The 24,851-nt window shown below is 64.4% G+C and carries 25 protein-coding genes and 1 tRNA gene; 19 read left to right on the forward strand and 7 right to left on the reverse strand.

Annotation, left to right across the window (positions count from 1 at the left end):
• Positions 1 to 524: 524 nt before the first annotated feature.
• Positions 525 to 1,007, reverse strand: a complete 483-nt coding sequence (locus NR187_RS29690) for a response regulator (protein WP_372703282.1) — start codon at positions 1,005 to 1,007, stop codon at positions 525 to 527.
• Between the two features lie 434 nt (positions 1,008 to 1,441).
• Between NR187_RS29690 and NR187_RS29695 the strand changes: the two genes are divergently transcribed.
• From NR187_RS29695 to NR187_RS29710, 4 genes are all read left to right on the forward strand, one after another.
• Positions 1,442 to 2,152: a Crp/Fnr family transcriptional regulator gene (locus NR187_RS29695; protein WP_211384203.1), complete on the forward strand. Its 711-nt coding sequence runs from the start codon at positions 1,442 to 1,444 to the stop codon at positions 2,150 to 2,152.
• A gap of 188 nt (positions 2,153 to 2,340) precedes the next feature.
• Positions 2,341 to 3,039 carry a Crp/Fnr family transcriptional regulator gene (locus tag NR187_RS29700; RefSeq protein ID WP_211384204.1) on the forward strand — a complete coding sequence of 233 codons (699 nt, stop codon included), beginning with the start codon at positions 2,341 to 2,343 and terminating at the stop codon, positions 3,037 to 3,039.
• Between the two features lie 153 nt (positions 3,040 to 3,192).
• Positions 3,193 to 3,570, forward strand: a complete 378-nt coding sequence (locus NR187_RS29705) for an Hpt domain-containing protein (protein WP_211383568.1) — start codon at positions 3,193 to 3,195, stop codon at positions 3,568 to 3,570.
• A gap of 162 nt (positions 3,571 to 3,732) precedes the next feature.
• Positions 3,733 to 3,981, forward strand: a complete 249-nt coding sequence (locus NR187_RS29710; protein WP_211383569.1) for a hypothetical protein — start codon at positions 3,733 to 3,735, stop codon at positions 3,979 to 3,981.
• An 81-nt stretch (positions 3,982 to 4,062) separates the two neighbouring features.
• On the opposite strand, the gene NR187_RS29715 is transcribed toward NR187_RS29710, so the two are convergent.
• Positions 4,063 to 4,686 (reverse strand): helix-turn-helix transcriptional regulator, encoded by a 624-nt coding sequence (locus tag NR187_RS29715; protein WP_211383570.1) that lies wholly within the window; start codon positions 4,684 to 4,686, stop codon positions 4,063 to 4,065.
• Between the two features lie 337 nt (positions 4,687 to 5,023).
• On the opposite strand from NR187_RS29715, the gene NR187_RS29720 reads away from it, so the two are divergent.
• Together NR187_RS29720 and NR187_RS29725 are read left to right on the forward strand one after the other, a co-directional pair.
• Entirely contained in the window at positions 5,024 to 6,187 is a 1,164-nt protein-coding gene (locus NR187_RS29720) for a hypothetical protein (protein WP_211383571.1), read from the forward strand.
• A 591-nt stretch (positions 6,188 to 6,778) separates the two neighbouring features.
• The gene (locus NR187_RS29725) at positions 6,779 to 7,993 is read left to right on the forward strand and encodes an EAL domain-containing protein (protein WP_256808649.1); all 1,215 of its coding nucleotides are present in this window, start codon (positions 6,779 to 6,781) and stop codon (positions 7,991 to 7,993) included.
• 11 nt (positions 7,994 to 8,004) lie between these two features.
• On the opposite strand, the gene NR187_RS29730 is transcribed toward NR187_RS29725, so the two are convergent.
• Positions 8,005 to 8,865: a DMT family transporter gene (locus NR187_RS29730; protein WP_256808650.1), complete on the reverse strand. Its 861-nt coding sequence runs from the start codon at positions 8,863 to 8,865 to the stop codon at positions 8,005 to 8,007.
• Between the two features lie 726 nt (positions 8,866 to 9,591).
• On the opposite strand from NR187_RS29730, the gene NR187_RS29735 reads away from it, so the two are divergent.
• Positions 9,592 to 9,882, forward strand: a complete 291-nt coding sequence (locus tag NR187_RS29735) for a hypothetical protein (protein WP_211383574.1) — start codon at positions 9,592 to 9,594, stop codon at positions 9,880 to 9,882.
• Positions 9,879 to 10,100 carry a hypothetical protein gene (locus tag NR187_RS29740; protein WP_211383575.1) on the forward strand — a complete coding sequence of 74 codons (222 nt, stop codon included), beginning with the start codon at positions 9,879 to 9,881 and terminating at the stop codon, positions 10,098 to 10,100. The genes NR187_RS29735 and NR187_RS29740 overlap by 4 nt, the downstream gene beginning before the upstream one ends.
• An 82-nt stretch (positions 10,101 to 10,182) precedes the next feature.
• Here NR187_RS29740 and NR187_RS29745 read toward each other — a convergent pair.
• Positions 10,183 to 10,272 (reverse strand) — tRNA-Ser (locus NR187_RS29745).
• Between the two features lie 236 nt (positions 10,273 to 10,508).
• Here NR187_RS29745 and NR187_RS29750 point away from each other — a divergent pair.
• On the forward strand, positions 10,509 to 11,372 hold the full coding sequence (locus NR187_RS29750; RefSeq protein WP_211383576.1) for an alpha/beta fold hydrolase: 864 nt from the start codon (positions 10,509 to 10,511) through the stop codon (positions 11,370 to 11,372).
• Positions 11,373 to 11,963: 591 nt separating this feature from the next.
• Here the strand turns inward: NR187_RS29750 and NR187_RS29755 are convergent.
• Positions 11,964 to 13,109: an ROK family protein gene (locus NR187_RS29755; protein WP_256808654.1), complete on the reverse strand. Its 1,146-nt coding sequence runs from the start codon at positions 13,107 to 13,109 to the stop codon at positions 11,964 to 11,966.
• A 329-nt stretch (positions 13,110 to 13,438) separates the two neighbouring features.
• On the opposite strand from NR187_RS29755, the gene rplU reads away from it, so the two are divergent.
• The 3 genes from rplU to NR187_RS29770 all read left to right on the forward strand — a co-directional run bounded on the left by rplU (position 13,439) and on the right by NR187_RS29770 (position 14,943).
• Positions 13,439 to 13,828 (forward strand): 50S ribosomal protein L21, encoded by a 390-nt coding sequence (gene rplU / locus NR187_RS29760; RefSeq protein ID WP_256808657.1) that lies wholly within the window; start codon positions 13,439 to 13,441, stop codon positions 13,826 to 13,828.
• A 97-nt stretch (positions 13,829 to 13,925) separates the two neighbouring features.
• Positions 13,926 to 14,195: a 50S ribosomal protein L27 gene (gene rpmA, locus NR187_RS29765; protein WP_008137923.1), complete on the forward strand. Its 270-nt coding sequence runs from the start codon at positions 13,926 to 13,928 to the stop codon at positions 14,193 to 14,195.
• A gap of 154 nt (positions 14,196 to 14,349) precedes the next feature.
• On the forward strand, positions 14,350 to 14,943 hold the full coding sequence (locus NR187_RS29770; RefSeq protein WP_211383579.1) for a GNAT family N-acetyltransferase: 594 nt from the start codon (positions 14,350 to 14,352) through the stop codon (positions 14,941 to 14,943).
• A 172-nt stretch (positions 14,944 to 15,115) separates the two neighbouring features.
• Here NR187_RS29770 and NR187_RS29775 read toward each other — a convergent pair whose 3' ends face one another.
• Positions 15,116 to 16,030: a DMT family transporter gene (locus NR187_RS29775; RefSeq protein ID WP_211383580.1), complete on the reverse strand. Its 915-nt coding sequence runs from the start codon at positions 16,028 to 16,030 to the stop codon at positions 15,116 to 15,118.
• 261 nt (positions 16,031 to 16,291) lie between these two features.
• Here NR187_RS29775 and NR187_RS29780 point away from each other — a divergent pair, with 261 nt between their 5' ends.
• The 3 genes from NR187_RS29780 to NR187_RS29790 all read left to right on the forward strand — a co-directional run bounded on the left by NR187_RS29780 (position 16,292) and on the right by NR187_RS29790 (position 19,649).
• Positions 16,292 to 16,771, forward strand: coding sequence for a MaoC family dehydratase (locus NR187_RS29780; protein ID WP_211383581.1), 480 nt, complete (start codon positions 16,292 to 16,294; stop codon positions 16,769 to 16,771).
• Between the two features lie 138 nt (positions 16,772 to 16,909).
• Complete coding sequence (gene obgE, locus NR187_RS29785) at positions 16,910 to 17,950, forward strand: GTPase ObgE (protein ID WP_256808659.1); 1,041 nt, start codon at positions 16,910 to 16,912, stop codon at positions 17,948 to 17,950.
• 70 nt (positions 17,951 to 18,020) lie between these two features.
• Positions 18,021 to 19,649: an alkaline phosphatase family protein gene (locus NR187_RS29790; protein ID WP_256808660.1), complete on the forward strand. Its 1,629-nt coding sequence runs from the start codon at positions 18,021 to 18,023 to the stop codon at positions 19,647 to 19,649.
• Between the two features lie 134 nt (positions 19,650 to 19,783).
• Here NR187_RS29790 and NR187_RS29795 read toward each other — a convergent pair whose 3' ends face one another.
• Positions 19,784 to 20,749, reverse strand: a complete 966-nt coding sequence (locus NR187_RS29795; RefSeq protein WP_211383584.1) for a Bug family tripartite tricarboxylate transporter substrate binding protein — start codon at positions 20,747 to 20,749, stop codon at positions 19,784 to 19,786.
• Between the two features lie 241 nt (positions 20,750 to 20,990).
• Between NR187_RS29795 and proB the strand changes: the two genes are divergently transcribed.
• The 4 genes from proB (at position 20,991) to rsfS (ending at position 24,784) form a co-directional block, all read left to right on the forward strand.
• On the forward strand, positions 20,991 to 22,112 hold the full coding sequence (gene proB / locus NR187_RS29800; protein ID WP_256808664.1) for a glutamate 5-kinase: 1,122 nt from the start codon (positions 20,991 to 20,993) through the stop codon (positions 22,110 to 22,112).
• Between the two features lie 146 nt (positions 22,113 to 22,258).
• On the forward strand, positions 22,259 to 23,554 hold the full coding sequence (locus NR187_RS29805) for a glutamate-5-semialdehyde dehydrogenase (protein ID WP_256808666.1): 1,296 nt from the start codon (positions 22,259 to 22,261) through the stop codon (positions 23,552 to 23,554).
• A 20-nt stretch (positions 23,555 to 23,574) separates the two neighbouring features.
• Positions 23,575 to 24,219 (forward strand): nicotinate-nucleotide adenylyltransferase, encoded by a 645-nt coding sequence (locus tag NR187_RS29810; RefSeq protein ID WP_211383587.1) that lies wholly within the window; start codon positions 23,575 to 23,577, stop codon positions 24,217 to 24,219.
• Positions 24,220 to 24,427: 208 nt separating this feature from the next.
• Positions 24,428 to 24,784: a ribosome silencing factor gene (gene rsfS / locus NR187_RS29815; RefSeq protein ID WP_027515020.1), complete on the forward strand. Its 357-nt coding sequence runs from the start codon at positions 24,428 to 24,430 to the stop codon at positions 24,782 to 24,784.
• Positions 24,785 to 24,851: the final 67 nt, after the last annotated feature.

Raw genomic sequence — 24,851 nt, forward strand, 5'->3', positions numbered from 1 at the left:
GGATCTTGGCGTTGTTCGGCTCCTGCTCGAACTTCACCAGCTGGTTGTCCACGGTATCCAGGCTCTCGCTGGTCTCCGTCAGAAACTCCCGCAACAGATCATCCATGAGCTACGCCTTACTGACCTGGACCTTTACGCCTGAGCCGCGCTTGGCATGGACGGAAGCCCTACCCTGGATCGTTAGACATCCCTTTTCACGGTCCCGTTAATTTCATCCTCCGTGCTAATACGGATATTGAAGACAAGTTTGCGGTTCGGCCGCATGAGACAGCGTTTTTTAACAAGACCGGCACTGCGCCGCGAGCGCGAGACGCGTTGGGTAAACGTGCCGATAACGGCGGGGCGAGACCCGCGCGAAAGGCCTGCGCGTCAAGGACAATATGCGCGCCTTCGCGCAATTGGATCGCGCCGCCTGCAAACAGGGGCGCTCGCGCCACCGTCGCTTCGTGGCGTGCCGGGATCCCCAAGGCCAGCCATTGCGGTAAACGAAGGGTTACCCCGCGTCCGAGGCGGTTGGTGCCGCGCTAACCCAGCCGTGCGGCGGAGGCGGCGTCGGCATCGGGACGGTGCTCCGACAGACAATCGTTGATGGCGGCGAGCAGGGCATGCGGCGTGAACGGCTTGCGCAGACAGCGCGCCGCACCGAGTTCCAGCGCCATCCGGAGGAAATCGGGGGCCGGCGAATTCAGATTTGCGAAGGCGTAGCCGGACATCGCGATCAGCGGAATGGCCGGCGCCCGCTCGTGAAAGAGCCGGATCGATTCGAACCCGCGCATGTGCGGCATGAAGATATCGATGATCATCAGGTCGAACTGTTCGTGTTCGAGGGCGCGGAGTCCGGCTTCCCCTCCTTCGGCAATCGTCACCCGAAAATTGTTGCGCTGGAGATAGATCTCGATGGCCATGCAGACCATCGGGTCGTCGTCGACAACGAGAATATGGCGCAGACCATCTGTCCCCATTTGAGCTTCCCGTTTCGGCGATTCAATCATCGAACCGTGGGGCACGCCTTTCTCCTTTGCTTTCAGCCGAAAAATGGATGGTCGCGAGGTTCGTTGGCCGAACGGGGAAGACGAGGGACGCAAGATCTGCCGCCACCCGGCGCCAGGGATCGGAGCAATGTTGGAGGGCTGCAAGCGCGCGCCCAACGAATGAGGCCGCGCGGTTCGGCCGGCGTCCGATGGCACCGCGGATGCAATGGCTTCCGGCTCATGATGGCCCCCTTGCCGCCTCTTCCTGCGATCCTCGCAGGATTGGCACGCAGGCTCATGAGCGAATCAGCGCGCTATTCTCATTTCCGCCGCAAATGCCTCAGGCTGTCTGCCTCCCAACGGGTATATGGATAGCGACGCAACCTGTATAATATGTTTTGGCCATCGCGCAACTGGACGCCGAACAGGGCGCGATGCCGAGCATTTATCGAACGCGCCGGATCGACCTGATGACCGCGAGCGACCAGCCGCCCAACCTGTTGCTGCAACTGCTCGACGCGGCTGATTTGAATCTGCTGAGTCCCCATCTCGCGACGGTCGAAATGGTCAGGGAATCTGTCTTGAGTGAAGCCGGTGCCGCGCTGAGACACATCTACTTCCCGCACGGCGGATCGGTATCGATCACGGTCAGCCTTTCGGAAGGACAGACGATCGAAGTCGCGATGCTGGGCCGCGACAGCGTCGTGGGCGGCGGTGCGGCGCTTGCCGACGGCATCGCGCTGGCCGACGCCGTCGTGCTGTTCCCCGGAACCGCTTCCATGCTCGAAATCACGGCCTTCCGCACGGTTGCTGCCGCAAGCACGGCGTTTCGCAGCCTGATGGTCCGCCATGAGCAGGCCATGCTCGCGCACGCGCAGCAATCGTTGCTTTGCAACACGCTCCACCCGATCGAGGCACGGCTGGCGCGCTGGCTGTTGCGGGCCCGCGACCTGTGCGACAGCGAAATCCTCCCGCTGACACAGGAGGTGCTGGCGCAGATGATCGGCGTGCGGCGCAACGCCATTTCCCTGGTCGCACATGCGCTCCAGCGTGCCGGCGTCATTCGCTACACCCGCGGCCAGATCGAAATCATCGATCCGCTGGCGCTGGAGACCACGTCCTGCGATTGCTATTCGGCGGTGAAGGCCAGCCACGCGCGCCTGGTCGGAACCTCGCGGTGATGCCCGCGACGCGATCAGCCCGTAAGCCGAAGCGCACGCAGCAACGCAGCGGCGATCATCGTGGTCGGACATCTTGTCCCAATTGCCAATATATCCCGGCGGGAACATGATGGAACTTGCCCGCACGGGAAGCGACGTCGCCTGCGGCGAGTCGCAGGTGCAGGAGACGGGAGGCGGCTTTGGAAACGATGGTGCGTCCCTCCAACGGTTTCCTGTCCGCCCTTTCGGCAGACGATTATGAACTGATCCGTCCGCACCTGCGTACGGTCGATCTGCCGCATGACGCGGTGCTGGTCGAGACCGGCGAGACGCTCAAGCGCGCCTACTTTCCCCATCGCGGCGTCATCTCGCTGGTGGTGGAACTCGCCAAGGGAGAGCATGTGCAAGTCGCCATGATCGGCCGTGACAGCCTGTTCGGGGCTTTCTCGACCCTGGGCGATGCATGCGCGCTGAATACGGCAATCGTGCTGGTACCCGGCGTCGCGACGGTGGTGGATCTCGACCGGCTGCGCGTCGCGGCCGATCAGAGCGCCACCTTGCGGACGCTGCTCACGCGCCATGGGCTGGCGGTCTACGTGCAGATCCAGCAGACCGCGGGCTGCAACGCCGCCCATCCCGTGGAGTCGCGGCTGTCGCGCTGTCTGTTGCACACCCATGACCTTTCGGGCGACTACCGGCTGCTGCTGACCCAGGAGGCGATGGCGCAGATGATCGGCGCGCGGCGCAACAGCGTGTCGCTGGTCGCCAATAGCCTGCAGCAGGCCAATTTCATCCACTACAGCCGCGGCCACATCCAGATCCTCAATCTGGACGGCCTGCGCCGGACGGCGTGCGAATGCTACGCCACCGTGAAGGCGCAGTATGACCGGCTGCTCGGCCCGCGCTGACCGGCGCGTCGTGGTAAACCGGCGGCTAATTGCGGCCTGCAAATACGGGGCGTCCCGCTACCGGAACTGAAATTCGAATGCCGTAGACACGAGCGTGCCTTGCGCCGGTACGGGCCGCGCAGCGGGCCAATCGTGATCGAGGCAGGCAAAGCCATGTTTGAAGTATCCGTCGCGCCGGCGCAGACAGTGCTCGATGCCGAGACTGCACGCGAGCCGGGCGCGTACGAGGCGCTGGTGCGCGAGATCGGCGAGGATGGTGCCGGGGAAGTGCGCGACGTGTTCTGGAGCGAGACCTGTGCGCGCCTGCAACTGTTCCGTGCGCTCTGGCTTGCGCAGCATCGCGCCAGGATCGCGCGCGAAGCGCATTCGCTGAAGAGCGCCGCGGGAACGTTCGGCTATGTCAGGCTCGCTGCGCTGGCGCTGCGGTTGGAGAAGACCGCCGAGAAGCTCGGCGACGCCGAATTCCGCGACCTCCTCGACCTGATGGACGCCGCCTACGCCGCCGCGCGCGCGCAGGAGCCGGAGGGCTAGATTCCTGTTTTGACGCGTTTTCTTCACGCGAACCGGCATCCATTTCGCTCGAAAACGCTCCAACCCCTCGCGCGTGCAAACCCGCCGTACTTCTACGGTTTGGGATTTTCACAGATGGCTAATCATAGGTAGCGATAGTCGCGGGAAACCAGGAGGGTTTCCATGTTCACATACGAGACCGCGGATCAGAAAGAAGTTCGTCGCTTCCGCATCGCGCAGTTCAACGGCCGGATGGCGACGGTGACCGCTGGCGCATCGACGGTGACCGGCTTCGTGCGTTCGGTGGTAGAGCAGGAATCGAGCATGCCGCCGCGCTGGACCATCACCATCATTCCCAACGCACCGAAGGAAGAGCTTAAGCCGCTGCGCCCCTCGCCGCGCACGCGTCCCTTCGCTGAAGATTATTTCTGAGCGCGATCGGATTCCCGGGCTTTCTCGAGCAATCGCTCAAGCGCGGCCCACGCCGCCGGCGGACGGCACAATACGAGACCTTCAGTCGATCGCATGCAGCAGCGCCGCACGGACGAGGTCCGCGGTGTTGCGCGCACCGAGCTTGCGCATCGCCTCCGCGCGATGGCTCTCGAACGTACGCGGACTGATCTGCATCCGAAGCGCACCCTGCTTGTTCGAATAGCCCTCGCTGATCAGCCTCAGCACCTCGCGCTCGCGCTTGGTCAGCCGCTTCTGGCCCGACAGGCCGAGGAACTCGGCGCTCGGCACGCGCTGCGACTGCGGCGCGCGCGCGGCTCTCGATTCGGCGTCCTCGGTCCTGGACGGGACCGGCGGGCCGCCCGTGTGAGGACCCGCAAGCTGCTTGACCAGGCCACAAACGCGCTCGGTCTGCGTCAGCGCATTCTCCACCACCCGCTGCAAATAGGCGCGGTCACCCGTGACAGGCGCGAGCTGATCGCTGTGATGCTTGATCTCGCCCATGTAAAGCAGCAGCGCCGTGAGGGGGCCGTTGAGCTCGCGGGCGATGGCCGCGGCCATCTCGTCGGCCGCCTTGGCCCCAGCCGCGTTCAGGCGGACGAAATCGAGCTCTTCAGCTGGAGAAGCGCCGCTTTCGTACCGTTCCGACGGCCGCGAATCGGTGGCCGTATCATTCTGTGACCCCATGTCACTCATTTAGCGGAACCGGAGGCGATCTGTGGTTAACTTTTTGCTCCGTAAGACTACGGTGATTTCGACAGTTTTGCGCTCAAACAACGGCGTCGGCACAATTTGTGCTTGCGCGGGGCTGTCGCCGTCCCCGCAAAGGTTGAGATTTCCGCTCAAATCTTGAGCCGCGAGGTGGAAAGCCGCTCCACCACCAAACCCCGCCCGACGCCGGTTCCCCGGATTTTACGAATTAATTAACGGCGGCTTGCTTTCTTAGCACGATTGAGAGCGCGCAAATGCCTCCACGCATTGGGCCCGCGAGCCTTGCGGGAAACGCTGCGAAAGACTGCGTGCCATGAACGAGATCGACCGCCTGTCGGAATTCCTGCAGAGGCTCACGCCGCTGTCGCGGAGCTGTCTGCTCAGCGAACTCGAGCGGCTCGAGCTGTGCGGCATCGACATGCCGGGCTCGCCCGAGATCCAGTCGCGCCTGCGCGCCGAGTTTCGCAAGGACGGATCGACCCAGGCGCGCGCCACCAGTCCCTCGCGCTATTTCTTCGCGCCGCTCGAGTTGCTCCTGATCGACGGCGCACCCGAGCATGCCAATATGGGGCGGATCTCGCGCAACACCCTCACCCCGATCTGGGAATGGATCTGCCGCGACCTGCTGCCGACCATGGCGCGCGACTACATCAAGGCGATCAACGACCAGGTCACCGCCAACAATCCCAAGGAAGTGCTGAAGATCGCATCGACCTTCCAGACCAAGGTCGTCAAGGTCCTCGAGAGCACTTTCGCTTCGGCGGAGAGCACCGAGTTCGCGCGCGGCAAGCTCGCGCAATACACCGCCTCGCGCACCGCCTTCGACGACGTGAAGAAGATGCAGCACGTGCTGCGCGCCGGCGCCGCGCTGCCCAAGTTCGGCGAAAAGCTGCCCGAGAAGATCGCGAAATTCGACGACGGCCTGGTTGATCAGATCACCGCGCGGCTCGATGCCTTCAAGAAGGCGAATCCCGAAGCGCTGCCCTTCGCGCTGGCGCTGGTGGCGAGGCGGTTGAAGACGCCGTGGCAATTGGTGCGCCTTGCCACCAAGGCTGCCGCGAGCAAGAGCGCCGCCGACGTCGCCGCCACGCCCTACGCCTGTGTCGTCCACATGGCGCTCGACCAACTCGACGACAAGCGCCTCGCCTTGCGCATCGCACTCCGGCACAACCGGGTGCTGGTCGCGCGCGACCTGCTCGCCGAGATCTACGACACCGAATACGCGCTCAAGGTGCGCATCGACGGCATCGAACATTGCGAATGGGGCATCCGCCTGCAGCAATTGATGGACGCGATCGCGGCGCTGGTGTCCGCCGAGGTGAGCCGCTTCCCGTCCAATGTCGGCCACATCCTCGGATCGCGCCGGCTCCGCAGCCACGACACGCTGGGCGGAAAGCTGTCCTATCTGGCCTGGAAGGGACGCGATGCGATCGAGGACGGCGCGGCGGCGTTCCGCAAATTGATCGGGCAAACCTGATCTTGTGCCGCGAGCGCTAGCGCGGCAGGCAAAAGAAGCGGTCGAGAAATCGTCCCGACAGCACGAATCTGAACCACCAATACAATAGTCGCCGCGTCGTCATTGCTGCGATCCTTCGACAGCCCACCACCGGCTGTCGCGAGCATTAGCGCAGGTGCAGCAATGCGCATGTGACGTGCTTCACATTTGCCGCCCGGCGCATTGTCGCGGAACTGTCACGAGCCAGGCGGCAATATGCGCGCATCGCGCGAAGTTGAGTTCTTCGATCGCGGCGCTCGCTTCCATGCTCGGGCGCATACGGCCAATTGAGGCCGGCATTATTCAATTGGGCGAAGTGCGCGCAGGCCCGTCCAATTGCAGGACACCGGGCGCGCGGGTCGTCGAACCGCGCGTCGCGAAATCCCCGCATGATTGTCGCAGGCCTGCACGCCACGCGTGTCCAGACGTGAAAACTTCGCGAAGGAGATCCGAACAATTTTAGGAATGATGCGCGCTTTAACGTTACCCAGATAATCCAGCATTGGGCTGAAGCCTTCCATATTTGAAACTGCTCACGTCGCTAACACCGTCGCGGAACGGGAGTGGTTTGCGATGAACGACGAAATTGTTGAACTCGCCGGACGAAGGCCAAAGACCTTCGGACGGCGAAAGGTAACGCCGCGAGCATGCGTTGCCGACGGCAAGCGCCATTTGCGCGCCTTTCTCGCCGAAGTGCTGGAGGATCTCGGCTTCGTCACCACCGAATGCGCCAGCGCCGACGAGCTGCAGGGCGTGCTGACGCGCGAATTGCCCGACCTGATTCTGCTTGGCATCGCCGCCGACGGAATCGAGCCCGGCACGTTCCTGGAGACGCTGGTGCGCGAGGCCTTCGACGGCAAGGTTCTGGCCGTCGGCGCCCGCGAGTCGATCATCGTTCGGGCCGTGCAGCAGGTCGGCGAGGAATACGGCCTTGCGATGCTGCCGCCGCTGACGACGCCCTTTGCCGCGGAGACGTTGCGCGAGCGCGTCGCAATGCTGCTGCCGGACGAGCCGGCGCCGAGCCCTGCCGTGCACGTCGGCGAGGCGCTGCATGCCGGCTGGCTCGAGCTCTGGTACCAGCCCAGGATCGACGCGCGCACGCTGGTCCGCAGCGGCGCCGAGGCGCTGGTGCGGATGCGTCATCCGACCTGGGGCGTGGTGCCGCCGGCCTATTTCATCCCCGAGGCGCACGATCCGCATCTGCGCGACCTCTCGGAATTCGTGATCGAGCGCGCCGTGCAGGACTGGCACTATCTGCTGGAGCGGCAGAGCCCGGTCGATCTCTCGATCAACCTGCCGGCGGCGTATCTGAAGGAGCCGCAGGCCGTGCGCGATCTCTGCCGCCGCATGCCGACGCATCCGGCCTTCGGCGGGCTGACGATCGAGATCGACAGCGAGGAGGCGATCCGCGATCTCGATCTCCTCGTCGAGGTCGCCCGCGAAGTGCGTCTGCACAATATCGGCCTGTCGGTCGACAATCTCGGCGCCAACTGGCCGTCGCTGATGGACCTCGGCAAGATTCCCTTCATCAAGCTGAAGGCCGACCGGCACTTCGTCACCGGCAGCGGCAATGACCGGCTCAAGCGCACGGTGTGCCGCCACATCGTCGAGCTTTCGCATGGCTATGGCGTGCATGCGGTCGCCGAGGGCGTCGAGAGCCGCGCCGACCTCGTCGTCGCCAGCGAACTCGGCTTCGACCTCGTGCAGGGTTTCCTGTTCGGAAAGCCGATGCCGCTGAAGAAGTTTGCAAGAAGCACGTTGACGCGGACCGTGATGGGAGGCGAGTGAGGCCGCCCGCCTCAGGCAAACCGCCGCGCGAAGAAGACGCAGGTGACCACCAGCGCGGTCGCCGCGATCATGCTCCAGGCGACGGGCTCGTGCAGCAGCAGGCCGGCGAGTGCGAGACCGAAGAACGGCTGGAGCTGCTGCAACTGGCCGACACGGGCGATGCCGCCGATCGCAAGTCCGCGGTACCAGAAGATGAAACCGACGAACATGCTGAAGACCGAGACGTAGGCGAGCCCGATCCAGGCGGGCGCACCGACGCCGCTCCAGTCCGGCGGCCAGGTCCAGACCGCGAGCGGCACCATCAGCGGCAGCGCCAGCAGCAGGGCCCAGGAGATCACCTGCCAGCCGCCGAGCCGGCGCGACAGCGCGGCGCCCTCGGCATAGCCGAGCCCGCACAGCACGATCGCGGCGACCATCAGGAGGTCGCCGCGAAGCGATGCGGTGCCGTCGTTGGACAGGGCGAAGCCCGCGACCGTGGCGCTGCCGAGCACGGCGAACAGCCAGAACATCGGCTGCGGCCGCTCGCCGCCGCGCAGCACGCCGAAGATCGCGGTGGAGAGCGGCAACAGCCCGATGAAGACGATCGAATGCGCCGAGGTGATGTGCTGCAGCGCGAGCGCCGTCAGCAGCGGAAAGCCGACCACCACGCCGATCGCGACGATGGCGAGCGAGGCGAGATCCCTGCGCTGCGGCCACGCCTGGCGGAGCAGGCCGAGCACGGCCACGCCGATCAGCGCCGCGATCACCGCGCGCACCGAGGTCAGGAACAGCGCGGAAAATCCGCCGACCGCCACGCGCGTCGCCGGCAGCGAGCCGCTGAAGATGATGACGCCGAGAAGCCCGTTGCCCCAGCCGGTGGCGGAAGAGTGCATGTTGGTCTCGCTTGGTGGATGGTGATCCGATCTGGAGAGGCCAGCCGGGGTGGCGTGAGGATTACCCTTAAGCCTTTCGGGGCGGGACGCCAAAAAAGGCTCGAAAACAACCCCATGCACAGTAGGCGGCGGATGCAGGATCAATGACTTACGCGGGGCCCGGACTCGTTTGACCGGGCGGCGATCCTAGTGTCGGAGGATTCGGATGACGTCGCGCGTCGTTTGACTCGTCGGGCAACACAGGAGCATGATGTCATCATTGCAGGGCCCGTGAGAGCAACGGACATCAGTGAACCTGCCGCAGCAAACGCAGGCGATTTTCTCTTCGGACGCGCCCGATCATTCCGGCTTCACGTTGCGGTTCGTCCGCAGCATCGGCGGCAAATCCGAGAAATGAGCGCGCACCCATTGGATGTTGATCTTGCTCGCCCCAACAGTTGGATGCAACCGACGACAGCGCGTGAGCCGAATGGGACGGTGTTCGATCTACCGCGCTTAGAGAAGCACCTCTTATGTGACAGCGATGGCCGTTCCCGGAGCATTTCAATTCATGGGAGGGTAGTGTTGTCGCGGCCGAATTGCAGCGAGAAGGTACTATCGCTTGGTATCGCAACCCGGACCGAGCAAGTCAGGATTCTCTAGGAGTGACATACAAAGACGGCGACGAAATGAAAATCGTGCGGCCGGACTTCATCTTCTTCTCCGAACATGCTGACGGAACTATCCGTGGCGGACATCGTCGATCCGCACGGGATTCATCTTGCAGACGAACTGCCGAAGCTGAAAATCCTGGCAGAATATGCCAGCGCGAATTTGCGTACCTGCCACCGAACAGAGGCAGTGGCGAAGATTGATGATAACGACCGCGCACTCGACCTTACCAAAGATAAAGTCCGGGCGGAGATTCAAGCGGCCACTTTTGCCAGGTCGCTTTATGCCGGCAACTTTGCGAACGACTATACCCTGCCTAGTTGCTGGCTCGGCCCCGAGCATCTCGAAGTAAGGAAGAAGCGATGAACGACCCTGTCACCCACCAAATGGCGGTGGAAAGGCTGCGCGCCGCTGGGGCGGTTCAGGTGGCCGACAAGCTGGCGGCCTTCCGCAACGTGGACGGAGGGCTCGGCGGCTGGGACGGCTTCGTCCGGAAACAATTTAGCCAGCGGATCGTTGCGGTCATTTGGCCCGAGGAAGGACCGGCACCGAAGCCCCACCTAACACGACCAGCACTTGGATGAACCGAACGCCTCTCGCGAGCCTTGCCCACATGGGGTCAGGTCGGAGGTTGAACAGGAAAAGTCGCAAGGGATTAAATCAGTATGGCGGAGAGGGAGGGATTCGAACCCCCGATAGGCTTGCACCTATGCCGCATTTCGAGTGCGGTGCATTCAACCACTCTGCCACCTCTCCTGAAGGCGCCAAGGTAGGAGCAGGGCCCCTGTGGTTGGGGGCGTTAATAGGCGAGGTTGGCGGGCCAGACAAGGCGCCAAAGGGGAAAATCCGCTGCCTCTTTCATCCCTGTGCTGGAGCCACTTCCGTTCCGATGGATCGGAACGGGGCTCCAGATTCTTGTTTTGGCGCGCTTTCTTGACGCGAACCGGTCTCCACTTCGCTCGAAAACGCTCTCGTCGCCGGAAGGAATTGCCATGGAGCATCTCACGATCAAGGCCAACGGCGCCAATTTCCACGTGGCCCGCGCCGGACGGGGCAAACCGCTGCTTTTGCTGCATGGTTGGCCGGAATTCTGGCTGACCTGGGAGCCGGTGATGGCCCGGCTGGCCGATCGCTTCATGCTGGTCACGCCCGATCTGCGCGGCTTCGGCGGCAGCGACAAGCCAGAGGGGCCTTACGGGCCCGATGGCCATGCGGCGGACGTGCTGGCGCTGATGGACGGGCTCGGCATCGCGCGATTCGCCGTGGTCGGCCATGATGTCGGCGGCGCCGTGATGCAGCCGCTGGCCCGGCAGGCACCGGAGCGGATCGCCGGGCTGTTCTTCTTCGATTTCGTCTATCCCGGCATCGGACCGCGCATGGCGGCGCCCGACCGGCTCAACCACATCTGGTATCAATCTTTCCACCAGATGGAGATGGCGCCCGCGCTCGTGGGCGCGAGCCGCGAGACCTGCCAGCTCTATATCAGCCACTTCCTGAAGGGCTGGGCGCATCGAAAGAATGCCTTCGACGACGTCCTCGACGCCTTCGCCGACAATTTTTTCAAGCCGGGCAACATCGCCGGCGGCTTTGCGCATTATCGCGCGTCGCATGCCGGGCGTGTCGCGATGATGAAGGGCGAGGCGTCACGACTGCCGCCAATCGACGTGCCGACCTGCGTCCGCTGGGCCGAGCACGATCCGCTGTTTCCCTATGCCTGGACCGACCGGCTCGGGGAGACCTTTGGCAATGTCGATGTTGCGATGTTTCCCGACGTTGGACACTTCCCGCATCGGGAAGATCCCGATCGCGCGGCAGCCGAGATCGCGGCGTTCTTTCAGAGAATCGGCTGGGGTTGAATTCGGGGAAGCTGGAGCGGATGGGTGAAGTCGATCGCGCTTGGCCGACGGCAGCGCTCTCTCCGTTCCCTCCCCCCTTGTGGGGGAGGGGCAGTGAGGGGGGTGCCACACGGGAATTCTCTTCGTCGCGCATCCGTCCCGCCACGCCATCAACGACCGTCACCTTTTCCTGGGCTACCCCTCTCCCTAGCCCTCCCCCACAAGGGGGGAGGGAACGCACCTTTGTTAGGGCGCGAGTCCCGTCTCATCATGCTCTCGAGCAGGGGTGGGACCGCCAGACGCGGTAAACACTGGCGGTCCCGTGCCGCTCATTGAAATACTGGCTGGGAAGGGCGGCTTCGCCAGCCAGGTGAGGCGACGATTCGACCCTAGCGTGCGGGCCGTGCGCCGCAACGCAATCCGGTCCTTAACCTAACCAGTCAAGGTTACTCTGGAGCCGGTGTCTCCCCCATCGAGAACTCCCGCGTGGAGAGACCCTCACCCGCCGCGCGCGGGACGATGCTTCGCATCGCCCGAGGCGCGTCCGCCTCTCCCGCGAGCGGGAGAGGCGGAGCAAGCCCGCGGCCGGTGATCCAACCTGAAGCATTCTCTTCAGTCACCCTTGCTCTTTTTCTTCCCGTTGTCCTTGCCGTTCTCGGTAGAATCCCGGTCCTTGTCCTTGCCATTGCCGCCGTCCTTGCGGCGGTTGGTGAAGCGGGCGTTGCCGAGCCCGGTGCCGATGGTGAGCACGCCCCAGCGGTCGACGTCCTGCATGAACGGCACCTCGGACAGGCCCTGAACCACGCCGTCATTGTGCATCAGGATCGCGGTGTCGTGCTCGCCGATCTGCGGAATGCCCTCGATCAGGCTCGCCGGCAGGTTGAACTTGCTGCTCTCCCAATTGCCCGGCAGGTTCTGCGCGCCCTTCTCGATCGAGCCGTCCGCGTTGATCACGCCGGGACAGGCGATGCCGATGAAGGGCGCGAGCTTGTAGCCTTCCTTTTCGGCCTCGGCGATCAGCGCCTTCAGCATCTTGGTGAGCCGCTTCACCGCGCCTTCGCGCGTCGGCTCGTCGTCGGCATGACGCCACAGGTCGGAGTTCACGACCTTGGCCTTCGAGAGGTCCTTGGCCTTCTTCCAGCTGGTCTCCACCAGGCCGCAGCGGATGTTGGTGCCGCCGATGTCGACGGCCAGAATGCTGTCATGGGCCTCGAAAATCCAGGACGGCGCCAGATGCAGCGCGCCGAGCAGGCCGGCTTCATCCGGGTGATGGCGGATCGGCGTCATGTCGATCTTGAACTCCTCGGCCTTGAGGATGATCTCGGTGCGCGCGATCGCGAGCTCACCCAGCCGGGAATCGCGGAATCCACCGCCGACCACGATGCGCTCGGTCTTCCCCCAGGCCTTGGACTTGAGGAAACGCCGCGTGACGTAAGCGAGCTCCTGGGCGAAATCCTCGATCGCGCTGTGCACCACCGCGGAGGCCTCGGTGTCGTCGCCGGCCAGCATGGCGTCCAGCGTCTTCTTGCTGACGTTCTCCGAGGGCTCCTTGCCGAACGGATCCTCGCCGGTCTTGCGCAGCGGCTTGCGCCAGCGCTCGAGGATCTTGCGGAACGCGCCCCTGCTGGCGCGGTCGCCGAGAAAACCGTCCTCGTCCTTCATCTCGATGTTGAAACTGTCGACGTCCACCGAGGGCAGCCGCTCCGCCCCGTGATGGGCGATGCCCGTCGTCGTCTTCACCAGCTCGTCTGTTGCCATGCTAAGCCCTGCCCGCGCGAGAATTCGCGGGGACAACGACGAGGGAACCCGTTGGTTGCAGCGCGGACCGGGATTCGATTGCGGGCATGCGAACGGCCAAATCCTTCAAATCCGGGCCGTTTTCGGCAGTTTTCCTTGACTCGGCGGGGATCGCGGCTATAAGTCCCACAACCGGCGCGGGGCGTTTCTCGCGCCGCTTGTTTTTGCGTGGGTTTTCAAAGGGATAACTCCCGCCCGCACAAAACTCGCATAAACCCATAGCGACTGACAAAAAGCCGGCCCGGACGAATTTCGTCGCGAGGCCGGGATTTGAACACGGAGAAAAAACGATGTTCGCAGTCATCAAAACCGGCGGCAAGCAATACCGCGTCGTGCCGGATGATGTTCTCGAAGTAGGCAAGATCGAAGCCGAAGTCGGCACGATCGTGCAGTTGAACGAAGTTCTGCTGGTCGGCGGCGACACGCCGGTCCTGGGCATTCCGACGGTGGCCGGTGCGTCCGTGGCCGTCGAGGTGCTCGACCACAAGCGCGGCCCCAAGGTCATCGCGTTCAAGAAGCGCCGCCGCAAGAACTCGCGCCGCAAGCGCGGCTACCGCGACGAGATCACGGTGCTTCGCATCAGCGAGATCCTGACCGACAACGCCAAGCCCACCAAGGGCCCGCGTCCGAAGCGGGAAAAGGTCGTCAAGGAAAAGGCAACCGAAGAAGCCGCCGCATAATTTTGTCACGCGCAATCACGAATTGATGCGTGGGAAATCGTGAAATGATTCCGTCAAGGAATTGATCTAGACATACGCAGGATTTCGGAGACGAGCCATGGCTCACAAAAAAGCAGGCGGTTCATCGCGCAACGGTCGCGATTCCAAGGGTAAGCGCCTCGGTATCAAGGCGTTCGGCGGGGAAGTCGTCATTCCCGGCAACATCATTGCGCGTCAGCGCGGCACCACCTGGCATCCCGGCCTTAATGTCGGCATGGGCACGGACCACACTCTGTTCGCCAAGATCGAGGGTCGCGTCACGTTCCAGGCCAAAGCCAACGGCCGCACCTTCGTATCGGTGCTCCCGCTCGCAGAGGCGGCTGAATAGACGGCGGATCAAATCTGGAGTCCGCCGGGTCCTTGACCGAACCGGCGGAGTCCTGAAGATCAAAAGATCGAAGGCTCCAGGGGAGGCAGGGAAACCGGCCTCCCCTTTCGTTTGCGTCCTCACTTTTCACTTAGTGACTTCGACGGAGCCGGACATGTTGCAGGATTTTTCGAGCGTGACCTTGCGGGAGGCGAGACCCAGCGTCGTCGCCACCGAGCGGCTGACCTTGCGGCGGCCGACACTCGCCGACGTCAGGACCATCGCCCTCCTCGCCAATGACCGCCGTGTCGCGGAGAACACCCGCCGCCTGCCGCATCCCTATTCGCAGGACGACGCCGTCGAATTCGTCCGCGCCACCGCCGCGCTCGGCAGCGAGACCGTGTTCCTGATCGAGCACGACAGCGGACCGGTCGGCATGGTCGGCATCGACTGCTCGACGCCCGACAATGCCGAGCTCGGCTATTGGCTCGGCGTCGAGCATTGGGGCCGGGGCTTTGCCACCGAGGCCGCGCGCGGCGCGATCGACTTCTTCTTCGAGGAGTTCGAGGACGAGCACCTCCATGCCGGCGCGCGCGTCACCAATCCGGCGTCGCGCAACGTGCTGGAGAAGTGCGGCTTCCAGTGGAGCGGGGTCCAGCTGCACCGCTTCCTGGCGCTGGGCTCCTCCACGCCCGTCGACTGCTTCCGCCTCTCGCGCGGGGTGTGGTCGTCGCTGAAGAGCTGGAGCAGCGCGCGACGGGTGAGGTAGGGCGTTTACCCTCCCCTGGAGGGGGAGGGTCGGCTCACATCGAGCGCAGCGAAGATGTGAGACGGGGTGGGGTGACGGTCTCTGCCCGTCCAACAGTGCCCGTGCGGAGAGATCACCCCACCCCGCTCGCGCTTCGCGCGATCGACCCTCCCCCTCCAGGGGAGGGTAAGAGCTACGCCGGCGGATTCACCTCTGCACTCGGGCGCCCCAGATCGCGCTCGCGCAAGTAGATGTAGAAGCCGGCGCCGATGATGATGACGGCGCCGACGATGGTGGCGATGGACGGCACGTCGCCGAACACGACGAAGCCGAAGATCACGGCCCAGACGATCATCGAATATTGATAGGGCACGACGACACTGGCCGGTGCGAGCTTGAGCGAGCGGTTGACGCAGAACAGCGCGGTCACCGAGATGCACCCCGCCAGCGCGAAGATCGCGAGGCTGCCCGATGTCGGCGGCACCCAGTGGAACGCCGACAGCACCGCGCCGAGCAGGAACGTGCCGACGAATTGCGAGGACGCCATCACGATGTCCGGCGTCTTGCGCAGGCTGCGCGTGATCAGCATCAAGGTTGCGAACGACAGGCTGCCGCCGAGCGCGATCAGCGCCGGCAGGCTGACGGTCTGCGCCGACGGCCGCAGCGCGATCAGGACGCCGCAGAAGCCGATCAGGATCGCCGTCCAGCGCCGCCAGCCGACCTTCTCGCCCAGGAACACCGCCGACATCGCGGTGACGAAAATCGGCCCTGCCAGATAATAGGTGATGACGTCGGCAAGCGGCAGATAGACGGTCGCAAGGAAGAAGGCGGCGACCTCGAGCGTCGACAGCACGACGCGGAAGAGCTGCAGGCGCGGCCGCTCCAGATGCAGGAACTGGTGGCGCTGCCGCCAGACCAGCGGCGACAGCAGCAGCAGCGCCGCGCAGGCGCGCAGGAACAGCAATTGCCCCACCGAATACGTCCCGACCAGGAACTTGCCCATGGCATCGCCGAACGAGAACATGAAGATCGACAGCACCATGAGTGCGATGCCGGCAAGGCGCGCGGAGCGATCATCATAGGCGGAGAGGTTTTTGAAGAGAGGCATTGCTGTCGATCGTGGAAACCCGTCGTTGCGAGGAGCTCTTGCGACGAAACAATCCAGACTGTGTCCGCGGAGGCGATCTGGATTGCTTCGCTTCGCTCGCAATGACGGGCGGAGAGCGTTCGGAAACCGGCGAATAGAGTCGCTTGCGGTCGTTTTAATGACGTGGGCAGCCGGGACAAGCCCGCTTCGCCGAATTGAACGGATTGTCGCACTCTTCGCGCCGCGGTAGCGATAGGCCGCCCACGAACAGAGAGCTTGGACATGACCGATTTCGATCCGACCCGGCATCGCATGATCCCCGCGCAACGCTGGTTTGAGGATTTCGTGGTCGGCGAGCGCTTCGTGCTGCCGAGCCGCACCCAGACCTCGGCGGTGTTCGCGGCGTTCCAGACCGCGAGCGGCGACACCCATCCAGTGCATTACGACGTGGAGTATTGCCGCAGCCGCGGCATGCCGCATCTGCTGGCCCACGGTTTCCAGACGCTGATCCACACCGCGCCCGGCGCCGGCCTGTTTCCGTTCATGGTCGAGAATTCCCTGGTCGGCTTCCTCGAGCAGTCGAGCCGGTTCCTCAAGCCCGTCTTTGCCGACGACACGATCTATCCTGCGCTCGAAGTCACTGAGCTCGTGCCGGGACGCACGACCGGGACAGTCACGCTCAAAAGCACCGTGTTCAACCAGCGCAAGGAGCTGGTGCTGGAGGGCGCGCAGAAATTCCTGATCCGGCGGCGGCCCGCCTGACGTCGGCTTGGACGTCGGCTTGGACCTCGTCTTGGACCTCATCTTGGGGTTAAGCACGGGGCGAAAATCGCGGAAATTCGGCCGGTTTGCGGGTCAATCCGGGTTGCCGCGCGGGACCGGCTAGCCTACCTATGGCCCATGAAATTCCTTGACGAAGCAAAGGTCTATATCCGCTCCGGTGACGGCGGGAACGGCTGCGTGGCGTTCCGCCGCGAAAAATTCATCGAATTCGGCGGCCCCTCCGGCGGCAATGGCGGCCGCGGCGGCAATGTCGTCATCGAGGTCGCTGATGGGCTCAATACGCTGATCGACTACCGCTACCAGCAGCATTTCAAGGCCCAGAAGGGTGAAAACGGCTCAGGCTCGGACCGTCACGGTGCCAACGGCAAGCCGATCACGCTGAAGGTCCCCCTGGGCACGCAGATCTTCGACGAGGACCGCGAGACCCTGATCCACGACTTCACCAATGTCGGCGAAAAATTCGTGCTCGCCGAAGGCGGCAATGGCGGTTTCGGCAACGCGCATTTCAAGACCTCGACCAACCGCGCGCCGCGCAACGCCAATCCCGGCCAGCCCGGCGAGGAGCGCTGGATCTGGCTGCGGCTGAAGCTGATCGCGGATGCCGGCCTCGTCGGCCTGCCCAATGCCGGCAAATCGACCTTTCTCTCCAAGGTCAGCGCGGCCAAGCCGAAGATCGCCGACTATCCCTTCACCACGCTGCATCCGCAGCTCGGGGTCGTGAATGCCGACGGCCGTGAATTCGTGCTGGCCGACATTCCCGGCCTGATCGAGGGCGCCCATGAAGGTGTGGGTCTCGGCGACCGCTTCCTCGCCCATGTCGAGCGTTGCCGTGTGCTGCTGCATCTCGTCGATGCAACCTGCGAGCATGCCGGCAAGGCCTACAAGACGGTGCGGAAAGAGCTCGATGCCTATGGCGGGCTCCTGACCGACAAGATCGAGATCGTGGCGCTGAACAAGATCGACGCGGTCCAGCCGGACGAATTGAAGAAGCAGAAGGAGCGGCTCAAGCGCGCCGCCAAGAAGACGCCGCTGCTGCTCTCCGGCATCACCGGCGACGGCGTCAAGGAAGCCTTGCGCGCGCTCGCCGACGTGATCGGCGAGAGCCCGGTCTCCGCCAAGGCGAAGAGCGCAGCCGAAGCCGAGCCCTGGTCGGCCTGATCCGGCTCCACTTGTCTTCGCGCCCTCGATGACGCAGCATCAAGCAATCAAGAAACGGCAGGGGCGAAGCATGGCGCGCGCGAAGAACGTTCTCTGGATCATGTGCGACCAGCTTCGCTACGATTATCTCGGCTGCACCGGCCATCCCACGCTGAAGACGCCGAACATCGACGCGATGGCCAAGCGCGGCGTGCTCTTCAGCAAGGCCTATGTGCAGTCGCCGATCTGCGGTCCGTCGCGGATGTCGTTCTACACCGGACGCTACATGCGCTCGCACGGCTCGCACTGGAACGGCTGGCCGCTGCGCGTCGGCGAGCCCACGCTCGGCGACCACCTGAAGAAGATCGGCGTGCGCAACGTGCTGGTCGGCAAGACCCACATGGCGCCCGATCTCGAAGGCATGAAGGCGCTCGGCATCCCGCCGGAATCGATGATCGGCGTGCACGTCGCCGAATGCGGCTTCGAGCCCTATGAGCGTGACGACGGCCTGCATCCGACCGGCCGGCCGCGCCCGAAATACGACGAGTATCTGCGCAAGCAGGGCTTTGAAGCCACCAACCCGTGGGAGCACTGGGCCAATTCCGGCGCGGCCGATGACGGATCTTTGCAAAACGGCTGGCTGCTGGTGCACGCCGACAAGGCCGCGCGCGTGCCGGAAGAGCACTCCGAGACGCCGTACATGACGCGGCGCGCGATGGACTTCATCAGCGAGACCGACGGCAGGCCGTGGTGCCTGCATCTGTCCTACATCAAGCCGCACTGGCCCTACATCGCGCCCGAACCCTATGCCAGCATGTATTCGACATCCGACATGATTCCGGTGATCCGCTCCGAGCGGGAGCGGCAGAATCCGCATCCGGTGTTCGGCGCCTATATGGACATGCGCTACTCCCGCAACATGGCGCGCGACGAGGCCCGCGAGAAGGTGATCCCGACCTATATGGGCCTGATCACCCAGATCGACGACCAGATGGGCGTGCTGATGAAGTTTCTGGAGGAGCACGATCTGCTCGACACGACGATGATCGTGTTCACGTCCGATCACGGCGATTATCTCGGCGATCACTGGATGGGCGAGAAGGATCTGTTCCACGAGCAGTCGGCGAAGATCCCGCTGATCATCATCGATCCCTCGAAGGAGGCCGACGCCACCCGCGGCACGCGCAGCGACGCGCTGGTCGAAGCCATCGACCTCGCGCCCACCTTCGTCGATTATTTCGGCGGCAAGGTGCCGGGCCACATCCTCGAGGGTCGCTCGCTGCTGCCGCTGCTGCGCGGGCCGACGCCGGCCGATTGGCGCAAGGTCGCGTTCTCCGAATACGATTATGTCATGCAGGACGTGCGGCTGAAGCTGAACCAGCCGATCGAGCGCTGCCGCCTGTTCATGGTGTTCGACGGCCGCTGGAAATACATCCACGCGTCGGGCTTCCGCCCGATGCTGTACGACCTCGAAACCGATCCAGAAGAGTTTCTGGATCGCGGCGACGATCCGGAGTGCGCCCCGATCATCGCGCGGTTGCAGGCCGAGCTGTTCGACTGGGCACTGCATCCCAACGATCACATCACCACGCCCCGCGAGAAGATCGCGGCCTATGCCGATAATCAGCTCCAGGTGAAGGGCGGGATCCTGATCGGCATCTGGGACGAAACGGAGCTGGCGTCGATTCGTGATGGGATCGAGCAACGCGCGAAGCTGTGAGAGAGGGACAAGCTCTCTCAATTCGTCATGCCCGGGCTTGACCCGGGCATTCACGCCTTACGGCAACCGCGGATACAGGTGGATGGCCGGGTCAAGTCCGGCCATGACGACTGAGTATGCGGCGCCGCCGAAACTCAATTCTCGATCTTGTACCCCGTCGCTTTCACGATCGGCTGCCAGAACGCCGTGTTTGCGGCGAGCTCCTTGGTCAGCCCGTCTGCACTGCTGCCGACCGGGATCAGGCCGATCGCGGTGAGCTTTTCCTTCACCTCGGGCTTGGCGAGTGCGGCGCTTGCGGCCGCGCCGAGCTTGCTGGCGAATTCCGGCGGGCTGCCGGCGGGAAGCCACATGCCGTACCAGGCGTCCGCGACGAGATCGATGCCGCTCTCCTTCAGCGTGGGGACCTCCGGAGCGAACGGCGAACGTTCCGCGCTCGATGACGCGATGATCTTCACGCCCTTGGCGCGATGCTGCGGCAGCGCGTCGGCCAATGTGACGATGCCGAACGACAGATGGCCGCCGATGAGATCATTGAGGATGGGTGCGCTGCCGCGATAGGGCACGCGGGTCAAGGGAATGCCGAGATCCTTCTCGAGCTTGGAGCCCATGAAGTGCGGAATGGTGCCGTTGCTCGGCACGCCGAACGAGGTCTTGTCGGGATGAGCCTTCAGCCACGCCACGAAGCCTTTGAAATCGGCAGCATCGACCGCCGGACCAATCACGACTGCGAATTCGAACCGCGCCAGCAGCGACACCGGCATGAAATCCTTCGCCGTGTCGAAGCTCGGCGTCGTCTCCACCATCGGCAGCAGGTACATGGTGGGACCGGTTGTCACCAGCACCATGCTGCCGTCAGGACTTCCGCCCTTCACCGCCTTGATGCCGATCAGGCCGTCGCCGCCGGTGCGGTTTTCGACCACCATGGTCCGTTGCAGCATCGGCGCCATCTCCTGCGCGATCAGACGACACAGCGTGTCGCCGCCCGCCCCGGCCGCGAACGGGAAAATGATCTTGCTCAATCCGGCCTGCGCTTGCGCTTCGCCCGCCTGCGCCAGCAACGGCAGCCCCAGACACCCAGCCATGAATTTGCGGCGATCCATACGTCTCCCTCCCCAGCCCATTATTGGTTGCCGGCATTAGACCCGGGCCAGCGCCCAAGACAAGGCCCAACACAAGGTGCAAGACCAGATGGAAGACAAGGCCGACCTTGGCCCCGTTTACCATTCCGTCCGCCTTGCGCCGGCCATCGTCCTGCTGCAAAAGCAGGCCTTGCCGGCGCCGCTTTCCGCTCCGCCGTTTCCGATGCAGAGCAATTCGTCACACGCGCCAGCACATACACACATGGCCAGCCCCGAACTCAGTCAATTCCGCCGCATCGTCGTCAAGGTCGGCTCCGCGCTGCTGGTCGATTCCGACAAGGGCGAGGTGCGGGCGTCCTGGCTCGCCGCGCTCGCCGACGACATGGCCAAGCTGCACCGCGAGGGCCGCGACGTCCTCGTCGTCTCCTCCGGCTCGATCGCGCTCGGCCGCAGCCGGCTCAAGCTGCCGCGCGGCCCGTTGAAGCTGGAGGAGAGCCAGGCCGCCGCCGCGGTCGGCCAGATCGCGCTGGCGCGCATCTGGTCGGAGGTGCTAGGGGCCCACGGCATCGGCGCCGGCCAGATCCTGGTGACGCTCCAGGACACCGAGGAGCGCCGCCGCTATCTCAACGCGCGCTCCACCATCGGCAAGCTCTTGGAGTGGCGCGCCATCCCCGTGATCAACGAGAACGACACGGTCGCCACCACCGAGATTCGCTACGGCGACAATGACCGCCTCGCCGCGCGCGTCGCCACCATGGCGAGCGCGGACCTCTTGGTGCTGCTGTCGGACATCGACGGGCTCTACGACGCCCCGCCGAAGAACAACCCGAACGCAAAGCTCATTCCCGTGGTCGACAGCATCTCCTCGGAGATCGAGGCCGTGGCGGGCGACGCCGAGTCCGAGCTGTCGCGCGGCGGCATGCGCACCAAGGTCGAGGCCGCCAAGATCGCCACCACCGGCGGCACCCATATGCTGATCGCCTCCGGCAAGATCGAGCATCCGCTGCAGGCGATCGCCGATGGCTGCCGCTGCACCTGGTTCCTGACGCCGGCCAATCCCATCACCTCGCGAAAGCGCTGGATCGCGGGCACGCTGGAGCCGAAGGGCACGCTGACGATCGACGCCGGCGCCGTCGCGGCGCTGCGGGCCGGTGCCAGCCTGCTGCCGGCGGGCGTGATCAAGGTCGAGGGCCAGTTCGCCCGTGGCGACGCCGTGATCGTGCGCGGCCCCGACATGAGCGAGATCGGCCGCGGCCTGATTGCCTATGACGCCGACGACGCCGAGCGGATCAAAGGCCGCTCCTCTCCGGACGTGATGACCATCCTCGGCATCAGCGGCCGCGCAGAGATGATCCACCGCGACGATCTGGTGGTGGGCGGGTAAGGGCCGGCACGGCCCCTTTGGCTGATCTTGCTGGGCAAATGACGCAGCCGTCGTGCGGCCGGGGAGACCAGCCATACCCTCCCGACCCTTCGCAAAAGCGGGATTTCCGTGCTAGGACACCGCCTTAGCAAAAGGTTGAAACTCCCATGGCCGCCCCCCTCAAAGCCGTTGACGGCAATGCCGACCTCCAGGCGCTGATGTCCGATCTCGGTACCCGTGCCCGCGCCGCCGCGCGCGTGCTGGCGCTGGCGCCGCCGGAGCAGAAGAACCGGGCGCTCGAGGCCATGGAGCGGGCGATCCGCGGCAATGCGGCGGCGATCCTCGCTGCCAATGCCGAGGATGTCGCGGAGGCCCGCGCCTCCGGCAACGCCACCGCCTCCTTCATCGACCGCCTCACGCTGACGCCCGCGCGCGTCGAGGGCATGGCCGAGGGCATCGGCATCGTGCGCGGCATCGCCGATCCGGTCGGCATCGTCACCGAGAGCTGGCAGCGGCCGAACGGCATGACCATCGAGCGCGTGCGCGTGCCGCTCGGCGTCGTCGGCGTGATCTTCGAGAGCCGGCCCAATGTCGCGGCCGATGCCGGCGTGCTGTGCCTGAAGTCGGGCAATGCGGTGATCCTGCGCGGCGGCTCCGACAGCTTCCGCTCCTGCCGTGCCATCCATGACTGTCTCGTCCAGGGCCTGCGCGAAGCCGGCCTGCCCGAAGCCGCGATCACGCTGGTGCCGACGCGCGATCGCGCGGCGGTCGGCATGATGCTGTCCGGATTGAACGGCGCCGTCGACGTGATCGTGCCGCGCGGAGGCAAGAGCCTCGTCGCGCGCGTCGAGCAGGAAGCGCGCGTGCCGGTGTTCGCGCATCTCGAAGGCGTCAACCATGTCTACATCGATGCCAGCGCCGACCTCGCCATGGCGAAGTCGATCGTGCTCAACGCCAAGATGCGCCGCACCGGCGTCTGCGGTGCAGCCGAGACGCTGCTGGTCGATCGCGCTGCTGCCGCAACGAGCCTGAAGCCGCTGGTCGAGATGCTGATCGAGGCCGGCTGCGAAGTGCGCGGCGACGACGCCGTGCAGAAGGCGGATGCGCGGGTGAAGCCTGCGAGCGCAGAGGATTGGGACACCGAATACCTCGACGCGATCATCGCGGCGAAGGTGGTGGATGGCGTCGACGGCGCGATCGCGCATATTCAGAGCCACGGCTCGCATCACACCGATGCGATCGTGAGCGCGGATCAGGCGGCTGCAAAGCGGTTCCTGAGCGAGGTCGATTCCGCGATCGTGCTGCACAATGCCTCGACGCAGTTCGCCGATGGCGGCGAGTTCGGCTTCGGCGCCGAGATCGGCATCGCGACCGGACGATTCCACGCCCGCGGGCCGGTTGGCGCCGAGCAGCTGACGAGCTTCAAATATCGCGTTCACGGCACCGGGCAGACGCGGCCGTAGACGACGCAGGGCACGGGGCATTGAGCAACAATTTCGTCGTGCCGCGTTCCGTGGCGCAAGCGATCCCGCCCTCGACACCGGGCATGCGCGTCGGCCTGCTCGGCGGCTCCTTCAATCCGCCGCATCAGGCCCATCGCGCGATCAGCCAGTTCGCACTGAAGCGATTGCAACTCGATCGCGTCTGGTGGCTGGTAACGCCCGGCAACCCGCTGAAGCAGAACGGCACGCTGCACGAGCTCGGCGAGCGCATGCAGGCCGCGCACGACGTTGCCAACGATCCCAGGATCGAGGTGAGCTGTCTCGAATCCGTCATTCGCACGCGCTACACTATCGACACGATCAACACCTTGCGCCGCCGCCTCCGCGGCCTGCGCTTTGTCTGGATTATGGGCGCCGATAACCTCGCTCAATTCCACCGTTGGCAGGACTGGCGGCGCATCGCCGGCCAGGTGCCGATTGCAGTCATCGATCGGCCGCCACAGAGTTTTCGGGCCCTCGCCTCTCCCGCCGCCCGGGCGCTCGCGCGCTACCGCCTGCCCGAGAACAAGGCACCGCTGCTCGCGGATCGGCCGGCCCCGGCCTGGGTATTCCTGTCCGGATTGAAGCTGAATCTGTCCTCGACGGGCTTACGGAACCCGGACGGGAGCTGGAAAGGTACGACGTGAGACCGAGTGTGCGAACGGAGTGTGGGTTTGGGGCTCTCTGGCATATTGAAACCCTTAACCCCACATGATGTAGTGTAACCAGTGAGTGCCGGATTCGGCGTTCGCGATACAGTGAAAGGAATGGTCCCTGACCACATCTGTATTGTCCAAGTCTGTTTTACCCAAGGTTGCCAAGCCTACGCGTAAAACATCGACCCAAGCTGCGGCCTTGAAGGCGCAACCCGACGCCGACAAGACGCTGAGCCTGATCCTCTCCCGCCTCGACGACATGAAGGCGGAAGAGACGGTCACCATCGACCTTCGCGGCAAATCGGCCTACTCCGACTACATGATCGTCACCACCGGCCGGGTGAACCGGCACGTCGGCGCGATCGCGGAGAACGTCGCCAAGGGCCTCAAGGAAAACGGCATCAAGAACATCCACGTCGAGGGCTTGCCCAATTGCGACTGGGTGCTGATCGATTCCGGCGATGTGATCGTTCACGTGTTCAGACCCGAGGTCCGCGAGTTCTACAATCTCGAGAGATTGTACACGCAGGGCCCAGGGGCGGCGAAGGCGATCTAGAGCGACTGGCCGATTTCGAATCGGTTGACGCGCATGCTAGCGTCGTGCGCGCGCGGAATGCGCGCGG

The organism is Bradyrhizobium sp. Bra64 (genome assembly GCF_024519875.1).
In the GTDB taxonomy this organism is placed as follows: Bacteria; Pseudomonadota; Alphaproteobacteria; order Rhizobiales; family Xanthobacteraceae; genus Bradyrhizobium; species Bradyrhizobium japonicum_G.

Coding starts and splice junctions, on each gene's coding strand:
- proB (WP_256808664.1), top strand. CDS start 20,991: ATGGCCAGCCCCGAACTCAGTCAATTCCGCCGCATCGTCGTCAAGGTC.
- NR187_RS29730 (WP_256808650.1), bottom strand. CDS start 8,865: ATGCACTCTTCCGCCACCGGCTGGGGCAACGGGCTTCTCGGCGTCATC.
- NR187_RS29715 (WP_211383570.1), bottom strand. CDS start 4,686: ATGGGGTCACAGAATGATACGGCCACCGATTCGCGGCCGTCGGAACGG.
- NR187_RS29795 (WP_211383584.1), bottom strand. CDS start 20,749: ATGGATCGCCGCAAATTCATGGCTGGGTGTCTGGGGCTGCCGTTGCTG.
- NR187_RS29705 (WP_211383568.1), top strand. CDS start 3,193: ATGTTTGAAGTATCCGTCGCGCCGGCGCAGACAGTGCTCGATGCCGAG.
- rplU (WP_256808657.1), top strand. CDS start 13,439: ATGTTCGCAGTCATCAAAACCGGCGGCAAGCAATACCGCGTCGTGCCG.
- NR187_RS29720 (WP_211383571.1), top strand. CDS start 5,024: ATGAACGAGATCGACCGCCTGTCGGAATTCCTGCAGAGGCTCACGCCG.
- NR187_RS29710 (WP_211383569.1), top strand. CDS start 3,733: ATGTTCACATACGAGACCGCGGATCAGAAAGAAGTTCGTCGCTTCCGC.
- NR187_RS29695 (WP_211384203.1), top strand. CDS start 1,442: ATGACCGCGAGCGACCAGCCGCCCAACCTGTTGCTGCAACTGCTCGAC.
- NR187_RS29790 (WP_256808660.1), top strand. CDS start 18,021: ATGGCGCGCGCGAAGAACGTTCTCTGGATCATGTGCGACCAGCTTCGC.
- NR187_RS29700 (WP_211384204.1), top strand. CDS start 2,341: ATGGTGCGTCCCTCCAACGGTTTCCTGTCCGCCCTTTCGGCAGACGAT.
- NR187_RS29780 (WP_211383581.1), top strand. CDS start 16,292: ATGACCGATTTCGATCCGACCCGGCATCGCATGATCCCCGCGCAACGC.
- NR187_RS29775 (WP_211383580.1), bottom strand. CDS start 16,030: ATGCCTCTCTTCAAAAACCTCTCCGCCTATGATGATCGCTCCGCGCGC.
- rpmA (WP_008137923.1), top strand. CDS start 13,926: ATGGCTCACAAAAAAGCAGGCGGTTCATCGCGCAACGGTCGCGATTCC.
- NR187_RS29750 (WP_211383576.1), top strand. CDS start 10,509: ATGGAGCATCTCACGATCAAGGCCAACGGCGCCAATTTCCACGTGGCC.
- obgE (WP_256808659.1), top strand. CDS start 16,910: ATGAAATTCCTTGACGAAGCAAAGGTCTATATCCGCTCCGGTGACGGC.
- NR187_RS29770 (WP_211383579.1), top strand. CDS start 14,350: ATGTTGCAGGATTTTTCGAGCGTGACCTTGCGGGAGGCGAGACCCAGC.
- NR187_RS29755 (WP_256808654.1), bottom strand. CDS start 13,109: ATGGCAACAGACGAGCTGGTGAAGACGACGACGGGCATCGCCCATCAC.
- NR187_RS29740 (WP_211383575.1), top strand. CDS start 9,879: ATGAACGACCCTGTCACCCACCAAATGGCGGTGGAAAGGCTGCGCGCC.
- NR187_RS29725 (WP_256808649.1), top strand. CDS start 6,779: ATGAACGACGAAATTGTTGAACTCGCCGGACGAAGGCCAAAGACCTTC.
- NR187_RS29805 (WP_256808666.1), top strand. CDS start 22,259: ATGGCCGCCCCCCTCAAAGCCGTTGACGGCAATGCCGACCTCCAGGCG.